Here is a 21,278-nt window from a genome sequence, read left to right on the forward strand (position 1 = left end):
GACGGCAGCGGTGCAGCTCACCTTCCGACAGGGAGGGCTGCGCGGGCTGCCGCCCACAGTTTCCAAACCAATACAACAAGCTCTACAGGAGCTGTGAATGCCTGGACTGACGCATCGAAACGAAGGGAATTGCCGGGGATGCCAATGATCTGCAGCGCTCTAGCGCAGCATCGTGAGGCAGGGGCGCGTGGATGGGGGCGAGTGGTAGGAGCGCAGTTTTGCTAGCAAAAGAGTAGCTGGTTGCGCTTGCTGGCTGGGCGCTGAGGGCGATTTTGAGCGTGCAGCCAAAGGCCGCAGCCTCCGCCACAAGGTCACCATCCATGCCATCAACAACCACATGCTCGCTTCGATCCGCTGGCAGGTGGCGCCCGGGTGGGGTGCATCTGCCAGCTTCTGGGATTCCGTATCAGTGTTTCAATCTGTCAGCCCGCCGCGCGCTGTGCAGGCCACCACAGGCATCTGGCCTGCAATCTGCGTGCACGACACCCGTTGGCATCGACGTGCCTGAACGTGGGGCAAGGGCTGTGTGGACTAAACTCCAGACAAATCAACCACTTACATGACAACGCGCAGGTGAAACACATTATAGGGGCCAAACCGCCCGCAGCGGCTGCGGGGCTTCCCGCAGTCCGCATGGTGGAGGTCGACGAAGACTCCGCGGGCCAGCGGCTCGATAACTTTTTGATACGCCATTTGAAGGGCGTGCCCAAGACGCACGTCTACCGCATCATCCGCAGCGGCGAGGTGCGCATCAACAAGGGCCGTGCGAGCGCCGACACCCGGGTGGAGGCGGGCGACGTGGTGCGCCTGCCGCCGGTGCGCATCTCCGACAAGGTGGCCGACAAGGCCGAGCGCCCCGCGCCCGCGCGCGAATTCCCGATCCTGCTCGAAGACGAGCATGTCATCGCCATCGACAAGCCCGCCGGCGTGGCGGTGCATGGCGGCAGCGGCGTGAGCTTTGGCGTGATCGAGCAGTTGCGCCAGGCACGCCCGCAGGCAAAGTTTCTGGAGCTGGTGCACCGGCTCGACCGCGACACCTCGGGCATTTTGCTGGTGGCCAAGAAGCGCTCGGCGCTCACCCACCTGCAGGACCAGTTCCGCGAGCGCGAGACCGGCAAGACGTACCTGGCGCTCGTCACCGGCGCCTGGCCGGCCAACAAGAAGGTCATCGACCTGCCGCTGCACAAATACCTGCAGGCCGACGGCGAGCGCCGTGTGCGCGTGACCACGGAGGACGACCCGGACGGCATGCGCTCCATCACGCTGGTGAAGGTGCGCAGCACGATCCCTGCGCGCCAGGCCCAGGGCCTGCCGGTGATGTCCCTGCTGGAAGTGACCATCAAGACCGGCCGCACCCACCAGATCCGGGTGCACCTGGCCAGCCAGGGGCATGCCATCGTGGGGGACGACAAGTACGGTGACTTCGACCTGAACAAACGCCTGCTGAAGCTGGGGATGAAGCGCATGTTCCTGCATGCGTGGCGGTTACAGTTCAACCACCCCGCCTCGGGCGAGCGCGTGGCGCTGAATGCCGAACTGCCGCCCGAACTGGCTGACTTCGTGACCCCAGCGCCCGACCAGGCGTGACACCGCCCATGCCCGCCTCCAGCTTCCGCCCCCGCCGCTACGACCTCATCGCCTTCGACTGGGACGGCACCCTGTTCGACTCCACCGCCATCATCGTGCGCTGCATTCAAGAGGCGGTGCGCGATGTGGGCGGCACCGTGCCGTCCGACAAGGATGCCGCCTACGTGATCGGCATGGGGCTGATGCAGGCCCTGGCCCACGCCGCGCCCGATGTTCCGCCCGAGCGCTACACCGACCTGGCCAACCGCTACCGGTTTCACTACGTGCAGCACCAGGACGACCTGAGCCTGTTCGAGGGCGTGCTGCCCCTGCTGAACGACCTGCGCGAGCGCGGCCACCTGCTGGCCGTGGCCACGGGCAAGAGCCGCCGCGGGCTGGACGAGGTGCTGCACACCGTGCAACTGCGCGGCATGTTCGACGGGTCGCGCACCGCAGACCAGACGGCCGGCAAGCCCCATCCGCTGATGCTGCAGGAGCTGATGGCCGAGTTCGACGTGGCGCCGGGGCGCCTGCTCATGATCGGCGACACCACCCACGACCTGCAGATGGCGGTGAACGCCGGCTGCGCGAGTGTGGGCGTGAGCTACGGCGCGCACGAGCCCGAGGTGTTCGATGCGCTCAAGCCCTTGCACGTGGCCCATTCGGTGCGCGAGCTGCACGACTGGCTGCTGGACAACGCCTGACTGCCATGGCCACCGACAGCATGATTCCCTTGTGCGGCAGCGGCGACCTGGTCGACGGCGGCTTGGCGGTGCCTTTCGATGTGGTGTACGCAGGCCAGACCTGCCGGGCGTTTGCCATCCGCTACCGGGGCGAGCCCCATGCCTATCTCAACCGTTGCACCCACGTGCCGATGGAGATGGACTACCAGGCCAACCGCTTTTTCGATGACACCGGCCAGTGGCTGCTGTGCGCCACGCACGGAGCCGCCTACCTGCCCAGCACGGGCGAATGCGCAGGCGGGCCGTGCCGGGGCGGGCTGGTCAAAATCCCTTTGACGGAAAGCGATGGTGCAGTGCACTGGCATACTGACCACCATCTGCAGCCCATCGCGTTCTGAAAACCCTCCCCACAGGCCCGATGCCGCCGCCGGCCGCGCCCGCTGCACCGTGCCAGGACCCATGACATGACCACCGATTCCCAACAGCCCGGTTCGTCGGGCTTTGACCCCAAGAGCAACCCCGCGCCCGATCTGTGGGCGCAATCAGCTACAAACTCAGGAGCATCTGTGAGCGACTCATCGCGTGAACCCGGCTGGGAGCGCGCCACGCTGGAAAAGCTGGCCTTTGCCACCCTCAATGAGCAGCGCAGTGCGCGCCGCTGGAAGATCTTCTTTCGCCTGACCTGGCTGGTGCTGATCGCCGCCATCGCCTTCATGGCGCTGCGCCAGGCATCGCCCAGCGCCAGCAAGACCTCGCCCCACACCGCGGTGGTGGACATCAAGGGCGAAATCGCCGCCGGGGCCGAAGCCAGCGCCGAGTTCGTGGTGGCCGCCATGCGCAGCGCGCTGGAAGACGAGGGCTCCCAGGCACTGGTGCTGCTCATCAACTCGCCCGGTGGCAGCCCGGTGCAGGCCGGCATCATCAACGACGAGATCGTTCGCCTGAAGGCCAAGCACGGCAAGCCGATCTATGCGGTGGTGGAAGAAACCTGCGCCTCGGCCGCGTACTACATCGCGGCGGCCGCGGACGACATCTACGTGGACAAGGCCAGCATCGTGGGCAGCATCGGTGTGCTGATGGACGGATTCGGCTTCACCGGCACCATGGAAAAGCTGGGCGTGGAGCGCCGCCTGCTGACGGCCGGCGAGAACAAGGGCTTCCTCGACCCGTTCAGCCCGCAGACCGAAAAGCAGCGTGCCTATGCGCAGACCATGCTCGACCAGATCCACCAGCAGTTCATCGCTGTGGTGAAGGAAGGCCGTGGCGACCGCCTCAAGACCACGCCCGATACCTTCAGCGGCCTGTTCTGGACCGGCCAGCAGGCTGTGGAAATGGGCCTGGCCGACAAGCTGGGCAATCTGGATTACGTGGCCCGTGAAGTGGTCAAGGCCGAGGAAATCATCGACTACACCCGCCGCGACAACGTGGCGGAGCGCCTGGTCAAGCGCTTTGGCGCGGCCATCGGTGTGGGCGCGGTGAAGTCGCTGGCCTGGGCCGGCCCTCAGCTGCGCTGAGCGGCTGAGCGGCTGAGCGCCACGGCGCCCGCGCTTTATAGCGTTGCAGTGGCCGGTGAGTCGGTCACCTGACGCGCATCCAGACGCGCAACCGGGCAACCATCAAGCCTTCCAGCCCCGTGCAACGTCATTGTTGCGCGGGGTTATTTTTTTTGGGGCAGGCCCGTATCAGCTGTCGGTTCCGGCAGCTTTGCGCTGGCGGGAGCCGTCTTCCAGGATGGTGTCGTCGGCGATCAGCTTGCCGGATTCATCCCACTGCTTGCGGGCCGTAAGGCGTGTGCGGCCCCGCGCGTCGGGGGTGGAGTACTGCTCCTCCGTCGCCAGCCGGCCGTTCTCGTGGAAGGCCTGCTGCGTGCCCACGGGCCACTGGTCCGCGTTGAGCTGCTCGCGCCGTGCCAGCTTGCCGTCGTCGCGGTACATCTCGCGCAGCTGGCGGGCGTCCTTGCCGCTGCCGCTGACGGTGCTGCGCTCGCGCACGGACCCGTTCAGGTACCAGCGTTCCACCTGTACCTCGCGGCCGTCTTCGAAACTGCGTTGCTCGATAGGCTGGCCTGATGCGCCATAGCGTCTGGCCCTGAAAAGCTGGCCGCGCGTGTCGCGCAGCGTGCGGTCGTCGGGGTTGAAGACACGTTCCTCGCGCAGCACGCTCTTGCCGCCCTCGGTGTAGAAGCTCTTGTGCACGCGCCGGCCGTCCACCACCAGTTGCTGGGCCGACACGACGCCGTCGCTGGACCACTCGGTGGCGCTCAGCAGGCGGCCCTGGTCGTAGCGCAGCTGCGCAGACCGCGCCCCGCTCTCGGCGAACAGCTCGGTGTCGGTGGCGCCGGCGAAGCCGCAGAGCTTGCGGTCGTCGGGCAGCACGCTGCTGCGCGGGCACAGCAGGCGCATGGGCTGGCCCTTGCTGTTGTATTCGACATGGAAAAGCTCTTGCCCCTCGCCATGAAACGACACGCGCTCCACCCGGCCCGTGGCGTCGAAGCGGCGCACAGTGCCCTGGGTGCGGCCGTTGTCGGCGGTTTCCTCGCGGCGCACCTGGCCGTTGGGCCAGAACTCCGCCACCCGACCGTGGCTGTTGCCGCGTTCGTTCACCGTGCGCTCACGCAGCAGCCGGCCCTCGCGGTCGAACATGCGCTCCTGGCCAATGAACTTGCCGTTGCGCAGCTCTTGCTCGCGCTGCAGGTGGCCGGTGTCTTCTTCCCGGCATCGCACCAGCCCCGACTTGCCCGCCAGCTCCGCGCCGTTGGAGACGTTGAGGGGCTTGCCATCCATTTCACAGCGAATAATGGCGCTGGCGCTTGCTCCATAAGCGCTGGCAGCTATAAAAATAGTAGTGACGATGTATTTCATGGGTGTGGCTCCATGGTGCTGTGCGCCGTCGTGCGCTGTTGCACGCTGCTTTTTTTACCGGCCCAGCGCGAACACGACAGGTGTGCGGTTGTCCGGTGCCGCGGGCTGCTGGCGCCATTGGCGGACCAGTTGGCTCTGGATGCGGGCTTCCGGCAGCGTCAGGCCGCTGGCCAGGGCCAGGCGGGTGTGGGGCTGCAGCGCCTGCACCAGGGCCTGCCACAGCGCCGCGTTGCGGTAGGGCGTCTCGATGAACAGCTGGGTCTGGCCGGTTTTCAGGGCCAGACCCTCCAGCTCCTTGATGCGCTGGGTGCGTTCCTGCGCATCCTGCGGCAGGTAGCCCACGAAGGCGAAGTTCTGCCCATTGAGCCCGCTGGCCGCCAGTGCCAGCAGCAGCGACACCGGTCCGACCAGCGGCACCACGCGGATGGAGAGATCGTGCGCCGCGCGCACCACGGATGACCCAGGGTCGGCCACGGCAGGCATGCCAGCCTCGCTGACCAGGCCGATGTCGTGCCCCGCCAGCGCGGCAGCCAGCAGGGGGCGCGCGTCGAACGGCGCGGAGCCCTTGTCGCCGTGGTCGCCCTTCTTGTGCACCTCGCGCGGCAGTTCGGTGATCTGCTGCTGCTGCAGGGGGGCGGCCAGCGGGTGCAGTGCATCGATGCGCTTGAGGTAGGCGCGGGTGCTCTTGGCGTTCTCGCACACCCAGTGCGTGAGGCGCGCGGCGGTCTGCAGGGTGCTGTCGGGCAGGGCGTCCTGCAGCGGGGCGGTGGTGTCGCAGCCAAAGTCGAGCGGGGCGGGTACCAGGAACAGGGTTCCGGTTTTTGTTTTCATTGGGAGTATTTAGTGCGTTGTTCAGGGTCCGAGGACTCAGAATTGGACGCGGTCCATGCCAGTGCACCCGTGGAACTGGCTTTGCCAGGCCACCGGGTGCGTCCCCCTCCCGAAGGAGAGGGGGAAGGCGCGAAGCGCCTCAGGGGGTGCTTGATCACGGCAACACCAGGCCCGCGGCGCGCAGCATGCGGCAGGTGCGGATCAGCGGCAGGCCGATGAGGGCCGTGGGGTCGTCGCTGTGGATGGCGTCGAGCAGCGCGATGCCCAGGCCTTCGCTCTTGGCACTGCCGGCGCAGTCGTAGGGTTGCTCGGCGCGCAGGTAGCGCTCGATCTCTTCATCGGACAAGTCTCGGAATTTCACTTCCACCGGCGCCAGGTCGACCTGCTCGAACCCCGTGGCTGCGCACACCACGGCCACGGCCGTCTGGAAAATCACCGTCTGCCCACGCATCTGGCGCAGTTGCTGGACGGCGCGTTCGTGTTCGCCAGGCTTGCCCAGCGGCGTGCCCGCCAGGTCGGCCACTTGGTCCGATCCAATCACGACGGCCTCGGGGTGCTGCTGCGCCACGGCGCGGGCCTTGGCCAGGGCCAGCCGCAGCGCCAGGGCGCGGGGGGCTTCGCCGGGCTCGGGGGTCTCGTCCACATGGGGGGCGGCCACGTCGAACGGCAGACGCAGCCGTTCCAGCAATTCACGGCGGTAGCGCGAGGTCGAGCCCAATACCAGAGGGCGTTGCAAGGGAGGGGATTGAAGCATGCGCCGATTCTCTTACACTGCCGCCATGACCAAGGAATTCTCCCCTCAACGCCTGGACGTGAAAGCCTTTGCACAGGCGGGCGGGCGGCTGTCGGGCCACGAATCACTTTTGAAGTACGAGCGCCTGGCCCAGGAGGCCAAAGGCCTGCACCCGGACCTGATGGTGGACTGGGAAGCCGTGGGCGAGGTGCGCACCGCGCTGGGCGGTATGGGGCAGGTATGGCTGCGCATCAAGGTCACCGCCAGCTTCCCCATGGAATGCCAGCGCTGCCTGACGCCGGTGGACGTGCCCCTGGAGGTCGACCGCGAGTTCCGCTTCGTGGCCGACGAGGCCACCGCTGAAGCGCTGGACGACGAGAGCGAGGAAGACCTGCTCGCCATGACCCGCGAGTTCGACCTGCGCGAGCTGATCGAAGACGAACTGCTGATGGCGCTGCCCGTGGTGCCCAAGCACGACGAATGCCCGACCTCGGTGCCCATGGCATCGACCGACGACGACTTCGAGGAAGCCAGTGCCGACAAGCCCAATCCCTTCGCGGCCTTGGCGGGTTTGCGCAAGGACACCAAGGGGCAGTGAGCCGCGCGAAGGGGCTTGCCGACCAGGCTGTCGCCTTGTGCCGACATGTGGAGGATGAGTCGCCCGAAAGGGTATAGACAGCCCCCAAAATCATTTGGGTTATAATCGAGGGCTTCACGCGAATCCCCTCGTGTCTTTATGGGCTGATCGCGTATTTACCAACCTATTCAGACCAGGAGCCATCATGGCCGTTCAGCAAAACAAAAAGTCCCCTTCCAAGCGCGGTATGCACCGTTCGCACAATGCCCTGAATGTGCCAGGCATTGCAGTGGAACCCACCACCGGTGAAACCCACCTGCGTCACCACATCAGCCCCAACGGTTTCTACCGTGGTCGCCAGGTGCTGAAGAACAAGTCCGAAGCCTGACCTTCGCACCATCCACAGGCCCGTTGCTACTGAAAGCGTAGCGCGGGCCTTTGTTTTGGTTATTGCATTTCATCGCTGGCCCACGGCCAGTCAGACTAGTCGCCCATGATCACACTGGCTGTTGACTGCATGGGGGGCGACCATGGCCCCCGCGTCACGCTCGCGGCGTGCCGTCAGTTTCTCGACAATCATCCGGATGCTCGCCTGCTGCTCGTCGGCCTGGCGGACAGCCTGCAGTCGTTTTCGCACGATCGGGCCACGGTCGTTGTCGCCACCGAGGTGGTGGCGATGGACGACCCGGTGGAAGTGGCCCTGCGCAAGAAGAAAGACTCTTCCATGCGCGTTGCCATCCAGCAGGTCAAGGACGGGGCTGCCGCGGCTGCCGTGTCAGCCGGCAATACCGGCGCACTGATGGCGATTGCCCGCTATCTCCTCAAAACCCTGGACGGCATCGACCGCCCTGCGATCGCCACCCAGTTGCCTAATGCCTTGGGCGGTGCCACCACGGTGCTGGACCTGGGTGCGAATGTGGACTGCTCGGCCGAGCATCTGCTGCAGTTCGCGGTGATGGGCTCCGCGCTGGTGTCGGCCCTTCAAGAGGGTGGCGAGCCCACCGTCGGCTTGCTGAACATCGGTGAAGAAGTCATCAAGGGCAGCGAAGTCATCAAAAGAGCCGGTGAACTGCTGCGATCTGCTGGCAACGCCGGCGATCTGAACTTTTTTGGCAATGTCGAGGGCAACGACATCTTCAAGGGTACTGTCGACATCGTGGTATGTGACGGATTTGTGGGGAACGTGGCCCTCAAGGCGAGCGAAGGTGTGGCGTCCATGATCATCGGCGCCCTGAAGGCCGAGTTCTCGCACAACATTTTCACCAAAATGGCTGCCATCGTGGCCTATCCGGTCCTAAAAGCGCTGATGAAGCGTATGGACTACCGGCGCTACAACGGTGCGGCGCTTTTGGGGCTGCGCGGACTGGTCTTCAAGAGCCACGGATCGGCGGACACAATGGCTTTCGAGCAGGCTTTGAACCGGGCGTATGATGCAGCCCGCAACAACCTGCTCGACCGCGTCCGGACCCGGATTGCGCATGCGGCCCCGCTCCTCGCGCCCGCAGATGCCCAGACCCAACCTGGCGTAGCGGCGACGACGAGACATTGATGAGACGCTACTCCCGCATTACCGGTACCGGCAGCTATCTGCCCCCGCGCCGGTTGACCAACGCCGATCTGGTAGCTGAATTGGGCCAGCGCGGTATCGAAACTTCGGACGAATGGATCGTGGAACGCACCGGTATCCGGGCGCGCCACTTTGCCGCGCCCGATGTCGGCAGCAGCGACCTGGGGCTGGAAGCCGCACGCAATGCCTTGCAGGCGGCGGGCCTGCAACCCACGGACATCGATCTCATCATCGTGGCCACGTCCACACCGGACATGGTGTTCCCCTCCACCGCTTGCATCCTGCAGAACAAGCTGGGTGCCAATGGCTGTCCCGCCTTCGATGTGCAGGCCGTGTGCAGCGGCTTTGTGTATGCGCTGGCGGTGGCCGACGCCATGATCCAGTCCGGCGGAGCCAGCCGCGCACTCGTGGTCGGCTCGGAGGTGTTCAGCCGTATCCTGGATTTCAACGACCGCACGACCTGTGTGCTGTTTGGCGACGGAGCCGGCGCTGTGGTGCTGGAGGCGTCAGACACGCCCGGCATCTTGTCGAGTGATCTGCATGCCGACGGCAAGCATGTCGGCATCCTGTGTGTGCCGGGCGGTGTCTCGGGTGGGCAGGTGCTGGGCGACCCACTGCTCAAGATGGACGGACAGGCCGTGTTCAAGCTGGCGGTCGGGGTGCTTGAAAAGGCAGCCCATGCCGTGCTGGCCAAGGCGGGCTTGGTCGAAGCAGATATCGACTGGCTGATTCCTCACCAGGCCAACATCCGCATCATGCAAAGCACCGCCAGAAAGCTCAAGCTGCCCATGGACAAGGTGGTGGTCACGGTGGACCAGCATGGCAATACGTCGGCGGCGTCCATTCCCCTGGCGCTCGACCACGGTGTGCGCACCGGTCAGGTCAAGAAGGGGCAGACCCTGCTGCTCGAAGGTGTGGGCGGCGGCTTCACCTGGGGCGCCGTGCTCCTGAAGTTGTAGCTTTCTGCGCTTGCTGGGCAAGCGGTAGGGCGAGATTTCAACCATATTTCTGGATTTTTCATGAAGACTTTTGCATTGGTCTTTCCCGGGCAAGGCTCTCAGTCCGTGGGCATGCTGGACGGCTGGGGCGACAACCCCGTGGTCTTGCAGACGCTGCAGGAGGCCTCGGATGCGCTGGGCGAGAACGTCGGCCAGTTGATCAAGGATGGCCCCAAGGAAGCGCTGGCACTGACGACGAACACGCAGCCTGTGATGCTGGTGGCGGGTGTCGCGGCCTGGCGCGTGTGGCGTGCCGAAGGTGGTGCGCTGCCGGCTGCGGTGGCCGGGCACTCGCTGGGCGAGTATTCGGCGCTGGTGGCTGCGGGCGTGCTCACGCTGGCGCAAGCCGCGCCGCTGGTGCGACTGCGCGCTGCCGCCATGCAGGAAGCCGTGCCGGTGGGTACGGGTGCCATGGCGGCCATCCTGGGCATGGATTCGGCCAAGGTCATCGCCGGGTGTGCCGAAGCACTGGCTTCGTTCGGCCCTGGCACTTCGGAAGTGGTCGAGGCGGTCAATTTCAACGACCCCATCCAGACCGTGATTGCGGGCACCAAGGCGGGCGTGGACAAGGCCTGCGAAGTGCTCAAGGCTGCAGGCGCCAAGCGCACGCTGCCCCTGCCGGTGTCGGCCCCTTTCCACTCCAGTCTGATGAAGCCCGCGGCCGATAAGCTGCGTGCAGCGCTGGCGGATGTGGCGCTCGCGGCGCCGCAGATTCCCGTTCTCAACAACGTGGACGTGGCCCTGCAGCAAGATGCCGACGCGATCCGCGATGCGCTGTACCGCCAGGCTTTTGGCCCCGTGCGCTGGGTCGAATGCGTGCACGCCCTGAAGGCGCGTGGCATCACCCACATCATCGAAAGCGGCCCTGGCAAGGTGCTGGCGGGCCTCACCAAACGCATCGACCCTGAACTGGTCGGTGGCGCCCTATTTGATCCGGCCTCGCTGGCCGAAACCCGGGAGTTGCTGGCATGACGGAAACCTCATCGGCAGCGCAGGTCGCGCTGGTCACCGGCGCATCGCGCGGCATCGGCGCGGCCATCGCGCTGGAGCTGGCCGTGCGCGGCTACCAGGTGGTGGGCACTGCCACTACGGACGAAGGCGCACAGCGTATCAGCCAGGCGCTTGCGGCCTACCCAGGCTGCCGCGGCGCCAATCTGAATGTGAACGACATGGCGGCCATCGACGCGCTGCTGGACACCATCGTCAAGCAGCAGGGCGGTCTGCACGTGCTGGTGAACAACGCAGGCATCACCCGCGACACCCTGGCCATGCGCATGAAGGACGATGACTGGGATGCGGTGCTCGACACCAATCTCAAGGCCGTTTTCCGCATGAGCCGCGCCGCCATTCGTCCGATGATGAAGCAGCGTTTCGGGCGCATCATCAGCATCACCAGTGTGGTGGGCGCGTCCGGCAATCCGGGACAGGCCAACTACGCCGCGGCGAAGGCGGGCGTGGCCGGCATGACGCGTGCACTGGCCCGTGAGCTGGGCAGCCGCAGCATCACCGTGAACTGCGTGGCACCCGGTTTCATCGAGACGGACATGACGTCCGTGTTGGCCGAAGAGCAGCAAAAAGCGCTCAATGCACAGATCCCGCTGGGCCACATGGGCAAGCCTCGGGACATCGCGCATGCGGTCGCTTATCTCGCCTCGCGCGAGGCTGGTTATGTGACGGGGCAGGAGTTGCACGTCAATGGCGGCATGTACATGTAATTAATGAAAGATAACGCCGCTTCATCCGGACGGCGGGCTGTTTAGGGCTTCTCCTTAAGCAGCTAGAATCGCGGATTCATTCACAACCCCCAGAGGGAAACCATGAGCGATATCGAAGCACGCGTCAAAAAAATCATTGCCGAGCAACTCGGAGTGGAAGAGTCCCAAGTCACGAACGAAAAGGCGTTCGTCGCTGACCTCGGCGCTGATTCGCTGGACACGGTAGAACTGGTGATGGCCCTGGAAGACGAATTCGGCATCGAGATCCCCGACGAAGACGCGGAGAAGATCACGACGGTGCAAAACGCCATCGACTACGCCAACACCCACCAGAAGGCCTGAGCGGCGCACTGCGCCTGACTCAAGCGATCAGCTAGAAGGTTTTCACGCATGAGCCGTCGTCGCGTTGTCGTGACCGGCCTGGGATGCGTCAGCCCCGTGGGTAACACGGTGGCCGAGTCCTGGGCCAATATTCTTGCCGGCCAGTCCGGCATTGACCTTATCACCAAGTTCGATGCATCGAACTTCGCCTGCAAGATTGCAGGGGAGGTCAAGGGTTTCGACCTGGAGTCGTACATCAGCGCCAAGGATGCGCGCGCGATGGACAGTTTCATCCACTTCGGCATTGCCGCTGCTGCACAAGCCGTGCAGGATGCGGGCCTGCCGACGGGTGAAGCGCTCAGTGAAGATCTGGCCACCCGCATTGCCTGCGTGATTGGCTCCGGGATCGGTGGCCTGCCACTGATCGAAAACACCCATGCCGAGCTCACCAACCGGGGTCCCCGGCGTGTCACGCCGTTCTTCGTGCCGGCGTCCATCATCAACATGGTGGCGGGGCATGTGTCCATGCGGTTTGGATTCAAGGGTCCTAACCTCGCTGTGGTGACTGCCTGCACAACGGGCTTGCATTGCATCGGCGAAGCGGGCCGCATGATCGAATACGGAGATGCCGACGTGGTCGTGGCGGGTGGTACCGAATCCACTGTCTCGCCGCTGGGCATCGGCGGCTTCGCTGCCATGCGTGCGCTGTCGACGCGCAACGATGATCCCAAGACGGCATCCCGCCCCTGGGACAAGGACCGCGACGGTTTTGTGCTGGGCGAGGGCGCCGGGGTCATGGTGCTCGAAGAGTACGAGCATGCCAAGGCCCGCGGTGCCAAGATTTACGCCGAACTGAGCGGCTTCGGCATGAGTGCCGACGCCGGCCACATGACGGCACCCAACATGGACGGCCCGCGCCGCGCGATGCTCAACGCCTTGCGCAATGCAGGCATGAATGCCGACCAAGTGGACTACCTGAACGCGCACGGCACCTCCACGCCGCTGGGCGACCTGAACGAAACGAATGCCATCAAGGCGGCCCTGGGCGACCACGCCTACAAGACCGTCGTGAGCTCGACCAAATCCATGACCGGCCATCTGCTGGGTGGAGCGGGCGGCATCGAAAGTATTTTCACCGTGCTCGCGCTGTACCACCAGAAGGTGCCGCCCACGATCAACCTGTTCAACCAGGACCCCGAGTGCGATCTGGATTACTGTGCCAACACGGCCCGGGACATGAAGATCGACGTGGCCGTGAAGAACAACTTCGGCTTCGGGGGCACCAACGGCACGCTGGTGTTCAAGCGCGCCTGAACGCGGTGTCCATTGCTTCGCGGTGGACACTGTGGATTGGTCTTTGGGGTGCAGTCTCTTTGCCTGCAGTTCTCAAACACGCCTGGAGCGCCCAGACGGCAGCGCGCTTTGCGTGCGCAGGCAAGGCGGGTTCTCGCAAACGCTGCGCTTGCACGCTTCTGAGTCTCCCGTCTTCAGCGTGAGGCATCAGGCCCCATGAGCAAGCTGGCGCGGTACGCCCCGGCGGTGAACTATCCCTTCGGACGCAGCAGCGTTCTGGCGGCTTTTCTTGTCGCCGTGGCGGCAGGGGGACTCGGCGGATTGGTGGCCTGGGCGTTGCAGGGCGTTCGTGCGGGTATCCAGTGGCCCGTCTGGGTGGCCATGGGCGTGTGGCTGGTAGCCGCGATCAATGCCTTTGATTTCTGGCGCCGTCAGCCTGTGGGCACCCTCCGCTGGGATGGGCAGTCCTGGTCGGTCACTGTGGCTGGCGGACATGCCGATGGGCAGGCCCGGGCACTTTCTGGCCCGCCGGGAATCTTTCTCGACATGCAGTCGCACTTGTGGGTGCATGTTTCGCCCGCGGGGCGTCGCGATCTCTGGCTATGGCTGGAGCGTTCAAGCCAACCCGAGCGTTGGATGGATCTGCGCCGTGCGGTATATTCGCGCGCCAAGCCGGGCGTTGACCCTGACGCAATCGCCCCGGCTGGTAGCCGTGGGGCGTGATTTTCGAGCATCAATGACTGTAAATACGCCTTCCCCTTCCGAGGACAGTGATCTCCAACTGGTGGAGCGCACGGTTGCGGGCGATCAGCGTGCCTACGAGTTGCTGGTCATTAAATACCAGCGGCGCATCGAGCGGCTCATTGGCCGGATGGTGCGCGATACGGACATCATTCCGGACATCGCGCAGGAAACCTTCATCCGCGCCTACCGGGCCCTGCACCAATTTCGCGGAGAGGCCCAGTTCTACACCTGGCTTTACCGTATCGCGGTGAACACGGCCAAAAAAGCGCTCATGGACATGAAGCGCAACCCGGTCATCTCTGAAAACGCGCTGCGAGGGAATGACGACGAAGATGAAACTTCCCGCCTCGGACATGAACTAACCAGCGAAGAAACCCCCGAAACCGTACTCGCTGCCCGAGAAATCGCGCAAGCCGTCAATGCGGCGATGGAGGCCTTACCCGAGGATTTGCGCCAGGCGGTCACGCTGCGTGAGATCGAAGGGCTGAGTTACGACGAGATCGCGCTGGCGATGGGATGCCCCATCGGCACGGTCCGGTCGCGAATTTTTCGGGCGCGGGAGGCCATTTCGGCCCGGGTGCGTCCTTTGCTCGAAAACCAGTCGGGCAAACGGTGGTGAGGTGATGAAATGAACAAGGCTGTAGCAAACATCAAATCGACGGGTAGTTCCATGGCGGACAGTACGGACAAACGAGAACAACTTTCTGCGCTGGCAGACGGGCAGCTGCAAGGCGCTGAACTGGCGGATGCGCTGGCCTATGCGGGCCAGGACGATGAAGCCATGGCCACGTGGGAGCTGTACCACCTGGTCGGCGATGTGCTGCGCTCGCCGGAGCTCGCGCAGTCCGTCGACACGGGTTTCATGAGCCGGTTGCGCACGGAATTGGCCAAGGAGCCGCTGCCGGTGCGGGCGCAGGAGCCCGTGCAGGTGGCTGTGGTGGCCCCTGTGGCAACGGCGGCAGCCAATGCGTCCGTTTTCCGCTGGAAGATGGCCGCGGGATTTGCCTCGATGGCCGCAGTGGCTGCCATCGGCTGGTCGTCGCTGTCCAGCCTGCAAGGCGGGGCAGGGCAGGTGCCGGCGGGCGCGCAACTGGCCCAGCAATCTGCGGAGCGCCCAGCACAGGCGGGCTCTGTGGCAGCGCCCGTGGTGGCGGTTGCCGATGCTGACGGGCAGCAGATCATGATCCGTGACCCGCGTCTGGACGAGCTGTTGGCCGCCCACAAGCAATTTGGAAGCACCTCGGCGTTGCAAATGCCGGCAGGTTTCTTGCGCAATGCCACCTTTGAGACTCCCAACCGCTGAATGCCTGGCCGGCACAGGCATTGGCATTGAGGTGGTGCGATGAACCCGCCAGGAGACGCAGTCAGCCCCGCAATGTTGGCGTATCGATGGCTCAAGGCACCAGTTCGGGCCGCGCTGTGCGTTTTTGGGGTGTCCTGTGCCATGGGGGCGCCGCAGGCAAGCGCACCTTTACCTTCATCTGCGCCTGCATCGGCAGTCGAGGTCGCTGCGGCCCCTGCTGAGCGCAACGTGGTGCAGTGGATCGAGCGCATGCACCGCGCGCCCTGCGCACGGCCCTATGTGGGCACGTTTGTGGTCCTGTCTGCCACCGGGGCCATGGCCAGCTCGCGGATCTGGCAGGCGTGCGATGCCCAGCAGCAGATGGAGCAGGTCGAAGTCCTGAGCGGCACGCCCCGGGTCATCTTCCGGCGCAATGACGAAGTACGCACGTTCTGGCCGCAGACCCGGGTGGTGCGGATGGACCGCAAGGAAGCGTCAGGCCTTTTCCCGCGCGTGCCCGCGGTCAACGGGGCGTCCATTTCCCAGTTCTATGTGTCCAAGCCTCTGGGCCAGGAACGGGTCGCCGGGCTGGTTGCCGAGGTCGTGTGGTTCAAGCCGCTGGATGGTCTGAGGTTTGGATACCGGCTCTGGAGCGAGAAAGAAACCGGTCTGGTCGTCAAGCTGCAGACGCTCGGTCCGGACGGCCGCGTGCTGGAGCAGTCCGCCTTTTCGGAGCTCGACCTCAATGCGCCCGTGCGCGCCGATCAACTCTCGCGCCTGATGGATGCAACCGCTGGCTACAAAGTGGTCGCGTCTGCGGTGGTCAAGACGACGGCCAAGGAAGAGGGCTGGACCCTGCGCCAACCCGTGGCGGGCTTCGTGCCGGTAAGCTGCAACAAGCGCGCCGTGTCTGCCACCGATGATGCCCAAGGCATCCTGCAGTGCCTGTACTCGGATGGCCTGGCGTCCGTATCGCTGTTCATGGAACCGTTCGATGCGCAGCGCCACCCGGCCCAGCCGCAGGTCTCCAGCATGGGCGCCACGCAGTTGCTCGCGCAAAAGATAACGCCCGACGTGTGGCTGACGCTAGTGGGCGAGGTGCCGATGCATACCCTGCGCCTTTTCGCCGGGCAGCTCGAGCGCACGCGTTGATGCGCATGCGGCGTACCGCAGCGCCGCTGGTTCCATGCCGTGCCGTGTCATGCAGTGCCGTCCAGGTTGAATATGCCTCTTGCCGGGGAACCAATTGGACGCACATTCTTCACAGTTACACACAGTTGTATGACGGCGTTCGTCACATTTCACGAAAGGTCAAAGATGTCGAAGTTTGATGGAACCGTGCTGCGCTCGTGGGCGCTTGCATCGGTGTTGGTGGGTGTGGCTGGCACCGCAGGGTTGTTGCCGCAGGTCGCGTTGGCGCAGCCTGCAGCGGCCGTGCGGGGCCTGCCCGATTTCACGGACCTGGTGGATCAAGTGGGCCCTTCGGTGGTCAACATCCGCACCGTGGAGAAGGCGTCCAGCCGGGCGGGCGCGAACGGCATGGACGAAGAGATGCTGGAGTTCTTCAAGCGTTTCGGCGTGCCGATTCCGAATACGCCGCGGCAGCAGCGCCCCCAGCGTCCGCAGCAGGACGAAGAGGCGCAGCCGCGCGGCGTGGGCTCTGGTTTCATCCTGACGGCCGATGGCTTTGTGATGACGAATGCCCACGTGGTCGAAGGTGCAGACGAAGTGATCGTCACGCTGACGGACAAGCGTGAATTCAAGGCCAAGATCATCGGTGCCGACAAGCGCACGGACGTTGCGGTGGTCAAGATCGAAGCCACGGGCCTGCCAGCCGTCAAGGTGGGTGATCTGAGCCGCCTGCGTGTGGGCGAATGGGTGATGGCCATCGGCTCTCCCTTCGGTCTGGAGAACACCGTCACGGCGGGCATCGTGAGTGCCAAGCAGCGCGACACCGGCGACTACCTGCCTTTCATCCAGACCGATGTGGCGATCAACCCCGGCAATTCCGGCGGACCGCTGATCAACATGCGCGGTGAGGTGGTGGGCATCAACAGCCAGATCTATTCGCGCTCAGGTGGCTTCATGGGCATCTCGTTCGCCATCCCGATGGATGAGGCGATCCGCGTGAGCGAGCAGTTGCGCGCGTCGGGCCGCGTGACCCGGGGCCGCATCGGTGTGCAGATCGGTCAGGTCACGCGCGATGTCGCGGAATCCATCGGCCTGGGCAAAGCCCAGGGTGCGCTGGTCACGGGTGTGGAGTCGGGCTCGCCTGCCGACAAGGCTGGCGTGGAGGCTGGCGACATCATCACGCGCTTTGACGGCAAGCCGATTGAAAAGGTGGCAGATCTGCCGCGCCTGGTGGGGAACACCAAGCCTGGCAGCAAGAGCACGGTGACCGTCTTCCGCCGCGGAGCATCGCGCGACCTGTCGCTCACCATCGCCGAGATCGAGCCGGACAAGGCTGTGGCAAAAGCGCCGGAGCGCGAAGAAAAGCCCAAGGCCTCGGCAGCAGCGCAGCAGGTGGGTCTTGCGGTGGCAGAGCTGACCGATGCGCAAAAGAAGGAGCTCAAGGTCAAGGGCGGCGTCGTTGTCACGGCTGCCACTGAAGCCGCAGCGCGGGCGGGCCTGAGAGACGGCGATGTCATCCTGTCGATCGCCAACACCGAAGTAGCAGGTGTGAAAGACTTCGAGTCAGTCTTGGCCAAGGCTGACAAGTCCAAGGCGATCAATGTGCTGTACCGCCGCGGTGAATGGGCGCAATACGCACTGATCCGTCCTGCCCGCTGAGTGCTGTCCTGGGGCGCGTAAAGGGGTGATGACGTGCGTCATTACCCCTTCGGCGTCTCGCCTTTTGGGGTGGTCGCACTATTTTTTTGCAGAGGTGCCCAAGGTCTTTGTGGCGCTTTAAAGTTAGCTTTCGCTTACATCGGTTTCGCTCTATCGATCGATTTCGATAGAATACGGGCACCTGTTCAAACCTTAACGGTATATTGAATGGCGTCGGGTTCACGATGCGGGATGCCAGCGTGCCATGCACAGCTGATCCACAGCTCACCCACAAGTTGTCCAGCGTTGTTGTTGTGCCAATTGTGAATAAGCTGTGCATAAAATTCATGTTGCAGCGTGACAACTCCCCTGAGATGCAGTCGGGCGGGCTTTTTTCAGCGGGCTTTTTGCCTACAATGAAGTTCCAACTATCGCAGTTGCCAATGATTGTTGGTTCAGGGCGCGTCGCCATTCGACGCGCCCTTTTTTCTTGTGCGCGCCGTTTTAATTCAATCACTTGACGTTTTTCGTTGATGAACCACATCAGAAATTTTTCCATCATCGCGCACATCGACCATGGCAAGTCGACGCTGGCCGATCGCTTGATCCAACGTTGCGGAGGTCTTGCTGAGCGCGACATGGAAGCCCAGGTGCTCGACTCGATGGACATCGAAAAAGAGCGTGGGATAACCATCAAGGCGCAGACCGCTGCGCTGCAGTACAAGGCCCAGGATGGGCAGGTGTACAACCTCAACCTGATCGACACCCCGGGCCACGTCGACTTCTCGTACGAGGTGAGCCGTTCGCTGTCTGCCTGCGAAGGTGCATTGCTCGTCGTCGACGCATCGCAAGGTGTCGAAGCACAGACCGTGGCCAACTGCTACACCGCGCTGGACCTCGGCGTGGAGGTGGTGCCCGTGCTCAACAAGATGGATCTGCCCAACGCCGATCCAGAGAATGCGAAGGCCGAGATCGAGGACGTGATCGGCATCGACGCGACCGATGCCATTCCCTGCTCGGCCAAGACCGGCATGGGCATCGACGAGATTCTGGAAGCCATCGTCGCGAAGGTGCCCGCACCGCGCGGCAATGCCGATGGCCCGCTGCGCGCGATGATCATCGACAGCTGGTTCGACAGCTACGTCGGCGTGGTCATGTTGGTGCGTGTGGTCGATGGTCGCCTGCTCAAGGGCGAGCGCATCAAGATGATGGCCAGCGAGGCTGTGTACAACGCCGACAACCTGGGCGTGTTCACGCCCGGCAACGAGCCTCGCAATTCGCTGGATGCGGGCCAGGTGGGTTACATCATCGCGGGCATCAAAGAGCTGCAGGCTGCCAAGGTCGGCGACACCATCACGCTGGAAAAGAAGCTGCCCAACAACGCCGGCCCCGCTGCCCAGGCGCTGCCCGGCTTCAAGGAAATCCAGCCGCAGGTGTTTGCGGGCCTGTACCCGACCGAGGCGAGCGAGTACGACTCCCTGCGCGATGCGCTCGAGAAGCTCAAGCTCAACGACGCGTCGCTGCACTATGAACCCGAGGTGTCGCAGGCGCTGGGCTTTGGCTTCCGGTGCGGATTTCTGGGCCTGCTGCACATGGAGATCGTGCAGGAGCGCCTGGAGCGCGAGTTCGACCAAGACCTGATCACCACCGCGCCCAGCGTGGTCTACCAGGTCGTCAAGGCCGACGGCGAAATCGTCATGGTCGAAAACCCTTCCAAGATGCCCGACCAGGGTCGCCTGGAGGAGGTGCGCGAGCCCATCGTCACGGTGCACCTCTACATGCCGCAGGAGTACGTCGGCCCTGTCATGACGCTCGCCAACCAAAAGCGTGGCGTGCAGATGAACATGGCTTACCACGGTCGCCAGGTCATGCTGACCTATGAGATGCCGCTGGGCGAGATCGTTCTGGACTTCTTCGACAAGCTCAAGTCGGTGTCGCGCGGCTATGCCTCCATGGACTACGAGTTCAAGGAGTACCGCGCCTCCGACGTGGTCAAGGTCGACATCCTGCTCAACGGCGAGAAGGTGGATGCCCTGTCCATCATCGTGCACCGCTCGCAGTCGCAGTACCGCGGTCGCGCCGTGGTGGGCAAGATGCGCGAGATCATCAGCCGCCAGATGTACGACGTGGCCATCCAGGCCGCCATCGGCGCCAACATCATCGCGCGCGAAACCATCAAGGCGCTGCGCAAGAACGTGCTGGCAAAATGCTACGGCGGCGACGTCAGCCGCAAGCGCAAGCTCCTTGAAAAGCAGAAGGCAGGCAAGAAACGCATGAAACAGATTGGCTCGGTCGAGGTGCCCCAAGAGGCGTTCCTGGCCATTTTGCAGGTGGAAGATTGATGCTTCAATTCATGCAGATTCTGACGTCGGCCGTGTTGGCCATTTTTGCCGGCTACATCGGCGCCTGGTATTTCGGCGCGCTCGAAGGCAACTTCGCCTTGCTGCTGTTTCTGGCGACGGTGGTCACGGGGGCGTACTGGCTGGCAGAGCGCTTTTACTTTCTGCCGCAGCGGCGGCGCGCGGCGCAAGCCGTGGAAGACGCCGCGGTGCAGCGCCGTGCCGAACTGGACCGCATGGGCATCCAGAAGGTCGACCTGGATGTCCAGGAGGCCAAGGGCCGCCTGCTCATGCAGCCTTGGTGGCTCGACTGGACCGCGGGCCTGTTCCCGGTCATTGTCGTGGTGTTCCTGCTGCGCTCGTTTTTGTTCGAGCCCTTCAAGATACCTTCGGGCTCGATGATCCCCACGCTACTGGTGGGCGACCTGATCCTGGTGAACAAATTCACGTACGGGGTACGACTGCCGGTGATCCACACCAAGATCATCGAAGGCAACACGCCCCAGCGCGGTGACGTGCTGGTGTTTCGCTACCCGCCACAGCCGACGCTCGACTACATCAAGCGCGTGGTGGGTGTGCCGGGCGACGAGGTGGCATACCTCAACAAGCGCCTCACGATCAATGGCAAGGCCGTGGACACCAAGGCCATGCCCGACTTCTTCGAAGAAGACTCGATGCGCTACTTCAAGCAGTTCGAAGAGCAGCTTGGCGCGCAGCCGCACCGGCTTTTGAACAACCCGGACGTGCCTGCCTTTGTGCAAGGTGCTTCCAACTTTGCGAACCGCCAGAACTGCCGCTACAGTGTGGAAGGGGTGGTTTGCAAGGTCCCTGAAGGCCACTATTTCATGATGGGTGACAACCGGGACAACTCACTGGATTCACGCTACTGGGGGTTTGTCCCAGAGGGCAACATCGTGGGGCGGGCCTTCTTCGTGTGGATGAATTTCGGTAATCTCAAGCGTATTGGCTCGTTTAACTGATGAGCCGGCTGTCTGTACA

At 64.0% G+C, this 21,278-nt stretch carries 22 protein-coding genes; 19 read left to right on the top strand and 3 right to left on the bottom strand.

Annotated features, from left to right (window positions below; all coding sequences use genetic code 11):
- The first annotated feature begins 573 nt into the window (after window positions 1-573).
- The 4 genes from ASF16_RS02505 (at window position 574) to ASF16_RS02520 (ending at window position 3,763) form a co-directional block, all read left to right on the top strand.
- Window positions 574-1,587, top strand: a complete 1,014-nt coding sequence (locus ASF16_RS02505; protein WP_056162074.1) for an RluA family pseudouridine synthase — start codon at window positions 574-576, stop codon at window positions 1,585-1,587.
- Window positions 1,588-1,595: 8 nt separating this feature from the next.
- The gene (locus ASF16_RS02510) at window positions 1,596-2,270 is read left to right on the top strand and encodes an HAD family hydrolase (protein WP_056162076.1); all 675 of its coding nucleotides are present in this window, start codon (window positions 1,596-1,598) and stop codon (window positions 2,268-2,270) included.
- 5 nt (window positions 2,271-2,275) lie between these two features.
- Entirely contained in the window at window positions 2,276-2,647 is a 372-nt protein-coding gene (locus ASF16_RS02515) for a Rieske 2Fe-2S domain-containing protein (protein WP_056162078.1), read from the top strand.
- Window positions 2,648-2,713: 66 nt separating this feature from the next.
- Window positions 2,714-3,763, top strand: a complete 1,050-nt coding sequence (locus ASF16_RS02520) for a S49 family peptidase (protein WP_056162080.1) — start codon at window positions 2,714-2,716, stop codon at window positions 3,761-3,763.
- Between the two features lie 168 nt (window positions 3,764-3,931).
- Here the strand turns inward: ASF16_RS02520 and ASF16_RS02525 are convergent, their stop codons facing one another.
- From ASF16_RS02525 to ASF16_RS02535, 3 genes are all read right to left on the bottom strand, one after another.
- Window positions 3,932-5,110, bottom strand: a complete 1,179-nt coding sequence (locus ASF16_RS02525) for a toxin-antitoxin system YwqK family antitoxin (protein ID WP_235507231.1) — start codon at window positions 5,108-5,110, stop codon at window positions 3,932-3,934.
- 54 nt (window positions 5,111-5,164) lie between these two features.
- Window positions 5,165-5,941, bottom strand: a complete 777-nt coding sequence (locus tag ASF16_RS02530; RefSeq protein WP_056162085.1) for an SAM-dependent methyltransferase — start codon at window positions 5,939-5,941, stop codon at window positions 5,165-5,167.
- 154 nt (window positions 5,942-6,095) lie between these two features.
- Complete coding sequence (locus ASF16_RS02535; protein ID WP_056162087.1) at window positions 6,096-6,695, bottom strand: Maf family nucleotide pyrophosphatase; 600 nt, start codon at window positions 6,693-6,695, stop codon at window positions 6,096-6,098.
- Between the two features lie 25 nt (window positions 6,696-6,720).
- Between ASF16_RS02535 and ASF16_RS02540 the strand changes: the two genes are divergently transcribed.
- The 15 genes from ASF16_RS02540 (at window position 6,721) to lepB (ending at window position 21,259) form a co-directional block, all read left to right on the top strand.
- Window positions 6,721-7,272 (top strand): DUF177 domain-containing protein, encoded by a 552-nt coding sequence (locus ASF16_RS02540; RefSeq protein WP_056162089.1) that lies wholly within the window; start codon window positions 6,721-6,723, stop codon window positions 7,270-7,272.
- A gap of 184 nt (window positions 7,273-7,456) precedes the next feature.
- Window positions 7,457-7,639, top strand: a complete 183-nt coding sequence (rpmF, locus tag ASF16_RS02545; protein ID WP_005794249.1) for a 50S ribosomal protein L32 — start codon at window positions 7,457-7,459, stop codon at window positions 7,637-7,639.
- Window positions 7,640-7,744: 105 nt separating this feature from the next.
- Entirely contained in the window at window positions 7,745-8,800 is a 1,056-nt protein-coding gene (plsX, locus tag ASF16_RS02550; protein WP_056162092.1) for a phosphate acyltransferase PlsX, read from the top strand.
- Window positions 8,800-9,777, top strand: coding sequence for a beta-ketoacyl-ACP synthase III (locus tag ASF16_RS02555; RefSeq protein WP_056162095.1), 978 nt, complete (start codon window positions 8,800-8,802; stop codon window positions 9,775-9,777). Before plsX ends, ASF16_RS02555 begins: the two co-directional genes overlap by 1 nt.
- 60 nt (window positions 9,778-9,837) lie before the next feature.
- Window positions 9,838-10,788: an ACP S-malonyltransferase gene (gene fabD / locus ASF16_RS02560; RefSeq protein WP_056162097.1), complete on the top strand. Its 951-nt coding sequence runs from the start codon at window positions 9,838-9,840 to the stop codon at window positions 10,786-10,788.
- Window positions 10,785-11,531 (top strand): 3-oxoacyl-ACP reductase FabG, encoded by a 747-nt coding sequence (gene fabG / locus ASF16_RS02565; RefSeq protein WP_056162102.1) that lies wholly within the window; start codon window positions 10,785-10,787, stop codon window positions 11,529-11,531. Before fabD ends, fabG begins: the two co-directional genes overlap by 4 nt.
- Before the next feature lie 102 nt (window positions 11,532-11,633).
- Entirely contained in the window at window positions 11,634-11,873 is a 240-nt protein-coding gene (acpP, locus tag ASF16_RS02570) for an acyl carrier protein (RefSeq protein WP_003058049.1), read from the top strand.
- 48 nt (window positions 11,874-11,921) lie between these two features.
- Window positions 11,922-13,166 carry a beta-ketoacyl-ACP synthase II gene (fabF, locus tag ASF16_RS02575; RefSeq protein WP_056162105.1) on the top strand — a complete coding sequence of 415 codons (1,245 nt, stop codon included), beginning with the start codon at window positions 11,922-11,924 and terminating at the stop codon, window positions 13,164-13,166.
- Between the two features lie 195 nt (window positions 13,167-13,361).
- Window positions 13,362-13,868, top strand: coding sequence for a hypothetical protein (locus tag ASF16_RS02580; protein WP_056162109.1), 507 nt, complete (start codon window positions 13,362-13,364; stop codon window positions 13,866-13,868).
- A 13-nt stretch (window positions 13,869-13,881) separates the two neighbouring features.
- Entirely contained in the window at window positions 13,882-14,508 is a 627-nt protein-coding gene (gene rpoE, locus ASF16_RS02585; RefSeq protein WP_056162119.1) for an RNA polymerase sigma factor RpoE, read from the top strand.
- Window positions 14,509-14,559: 51 nt separating this feature from the next.
- Window positions 14,560-15,192, top strand: coding sequence for a sigma-E factor negative regulatory protein (locus tag ASF16_RS02590; RefSeq protein ID WP_056162122.1), 633 nt, complete (start codon window positions 14,560-14,562; stop codon window positions 15,190-15,192).
- A gap of 39 nt (window positions 15,193-15,231) precedes the next feature.
- Complete coding sequence (locus ASF16_RS02595) at window positions 15,232-16,323, top strand: MucB/RseB C-terminal domain-containing protein (RefSeq protein WP_082516696.1); 1,092 nt, start codon at window positions 15,232-15,234, stop codon at window positions 16,321-16,323.
- Between the two features lie 165 nt (window positions 16,324-16,488).
- Entirely contained in the window at window positions 16,489-17,961 is a 1,473-nt protein-coding gene (locus ASF16_RS02600) for a Do family serine endopeptidase (RefSeq protein WP_056162125.1), read from the top strand.
- 512 nt (window positions 17,962-18,473) lie between these two features.
- Window positions 18,474-20,282, top strand: a complete 1,809-nt coding sequence (gene lepA / locus ASF16_RS02605) for a translation elongation factor 4 (protein ID WP_056162127.1) — start codon at window positions 18,474-18,476, stop codon at window positions 20,280-20,282.
- Complete coding sequence (lepB, locus tag ASF16_RS02610) at window positions 20,282-21,259, top strand: signal peptidase I (RefSeq protein WP_056162130.1); 978 nt, start codon at window positions 20,282-20,284, stop codon at window positions 21,257-21,259. Before lepA ends, lepB begins: the two co-directional genes overlap by 1 nt.
- The last annotated feature ends 19 nt before the right edge of the window (window positions 21,260-21,278 follow it).

The organism is Acidovorax sp. Leaf78 (assembly GCF_001422735.1).
Classification (GTDB): Bacteria; Pseudomonadota; Gammaproteobacteria; order Burkholderiales; family Burkholderiaceae_C; genus Acidovorax.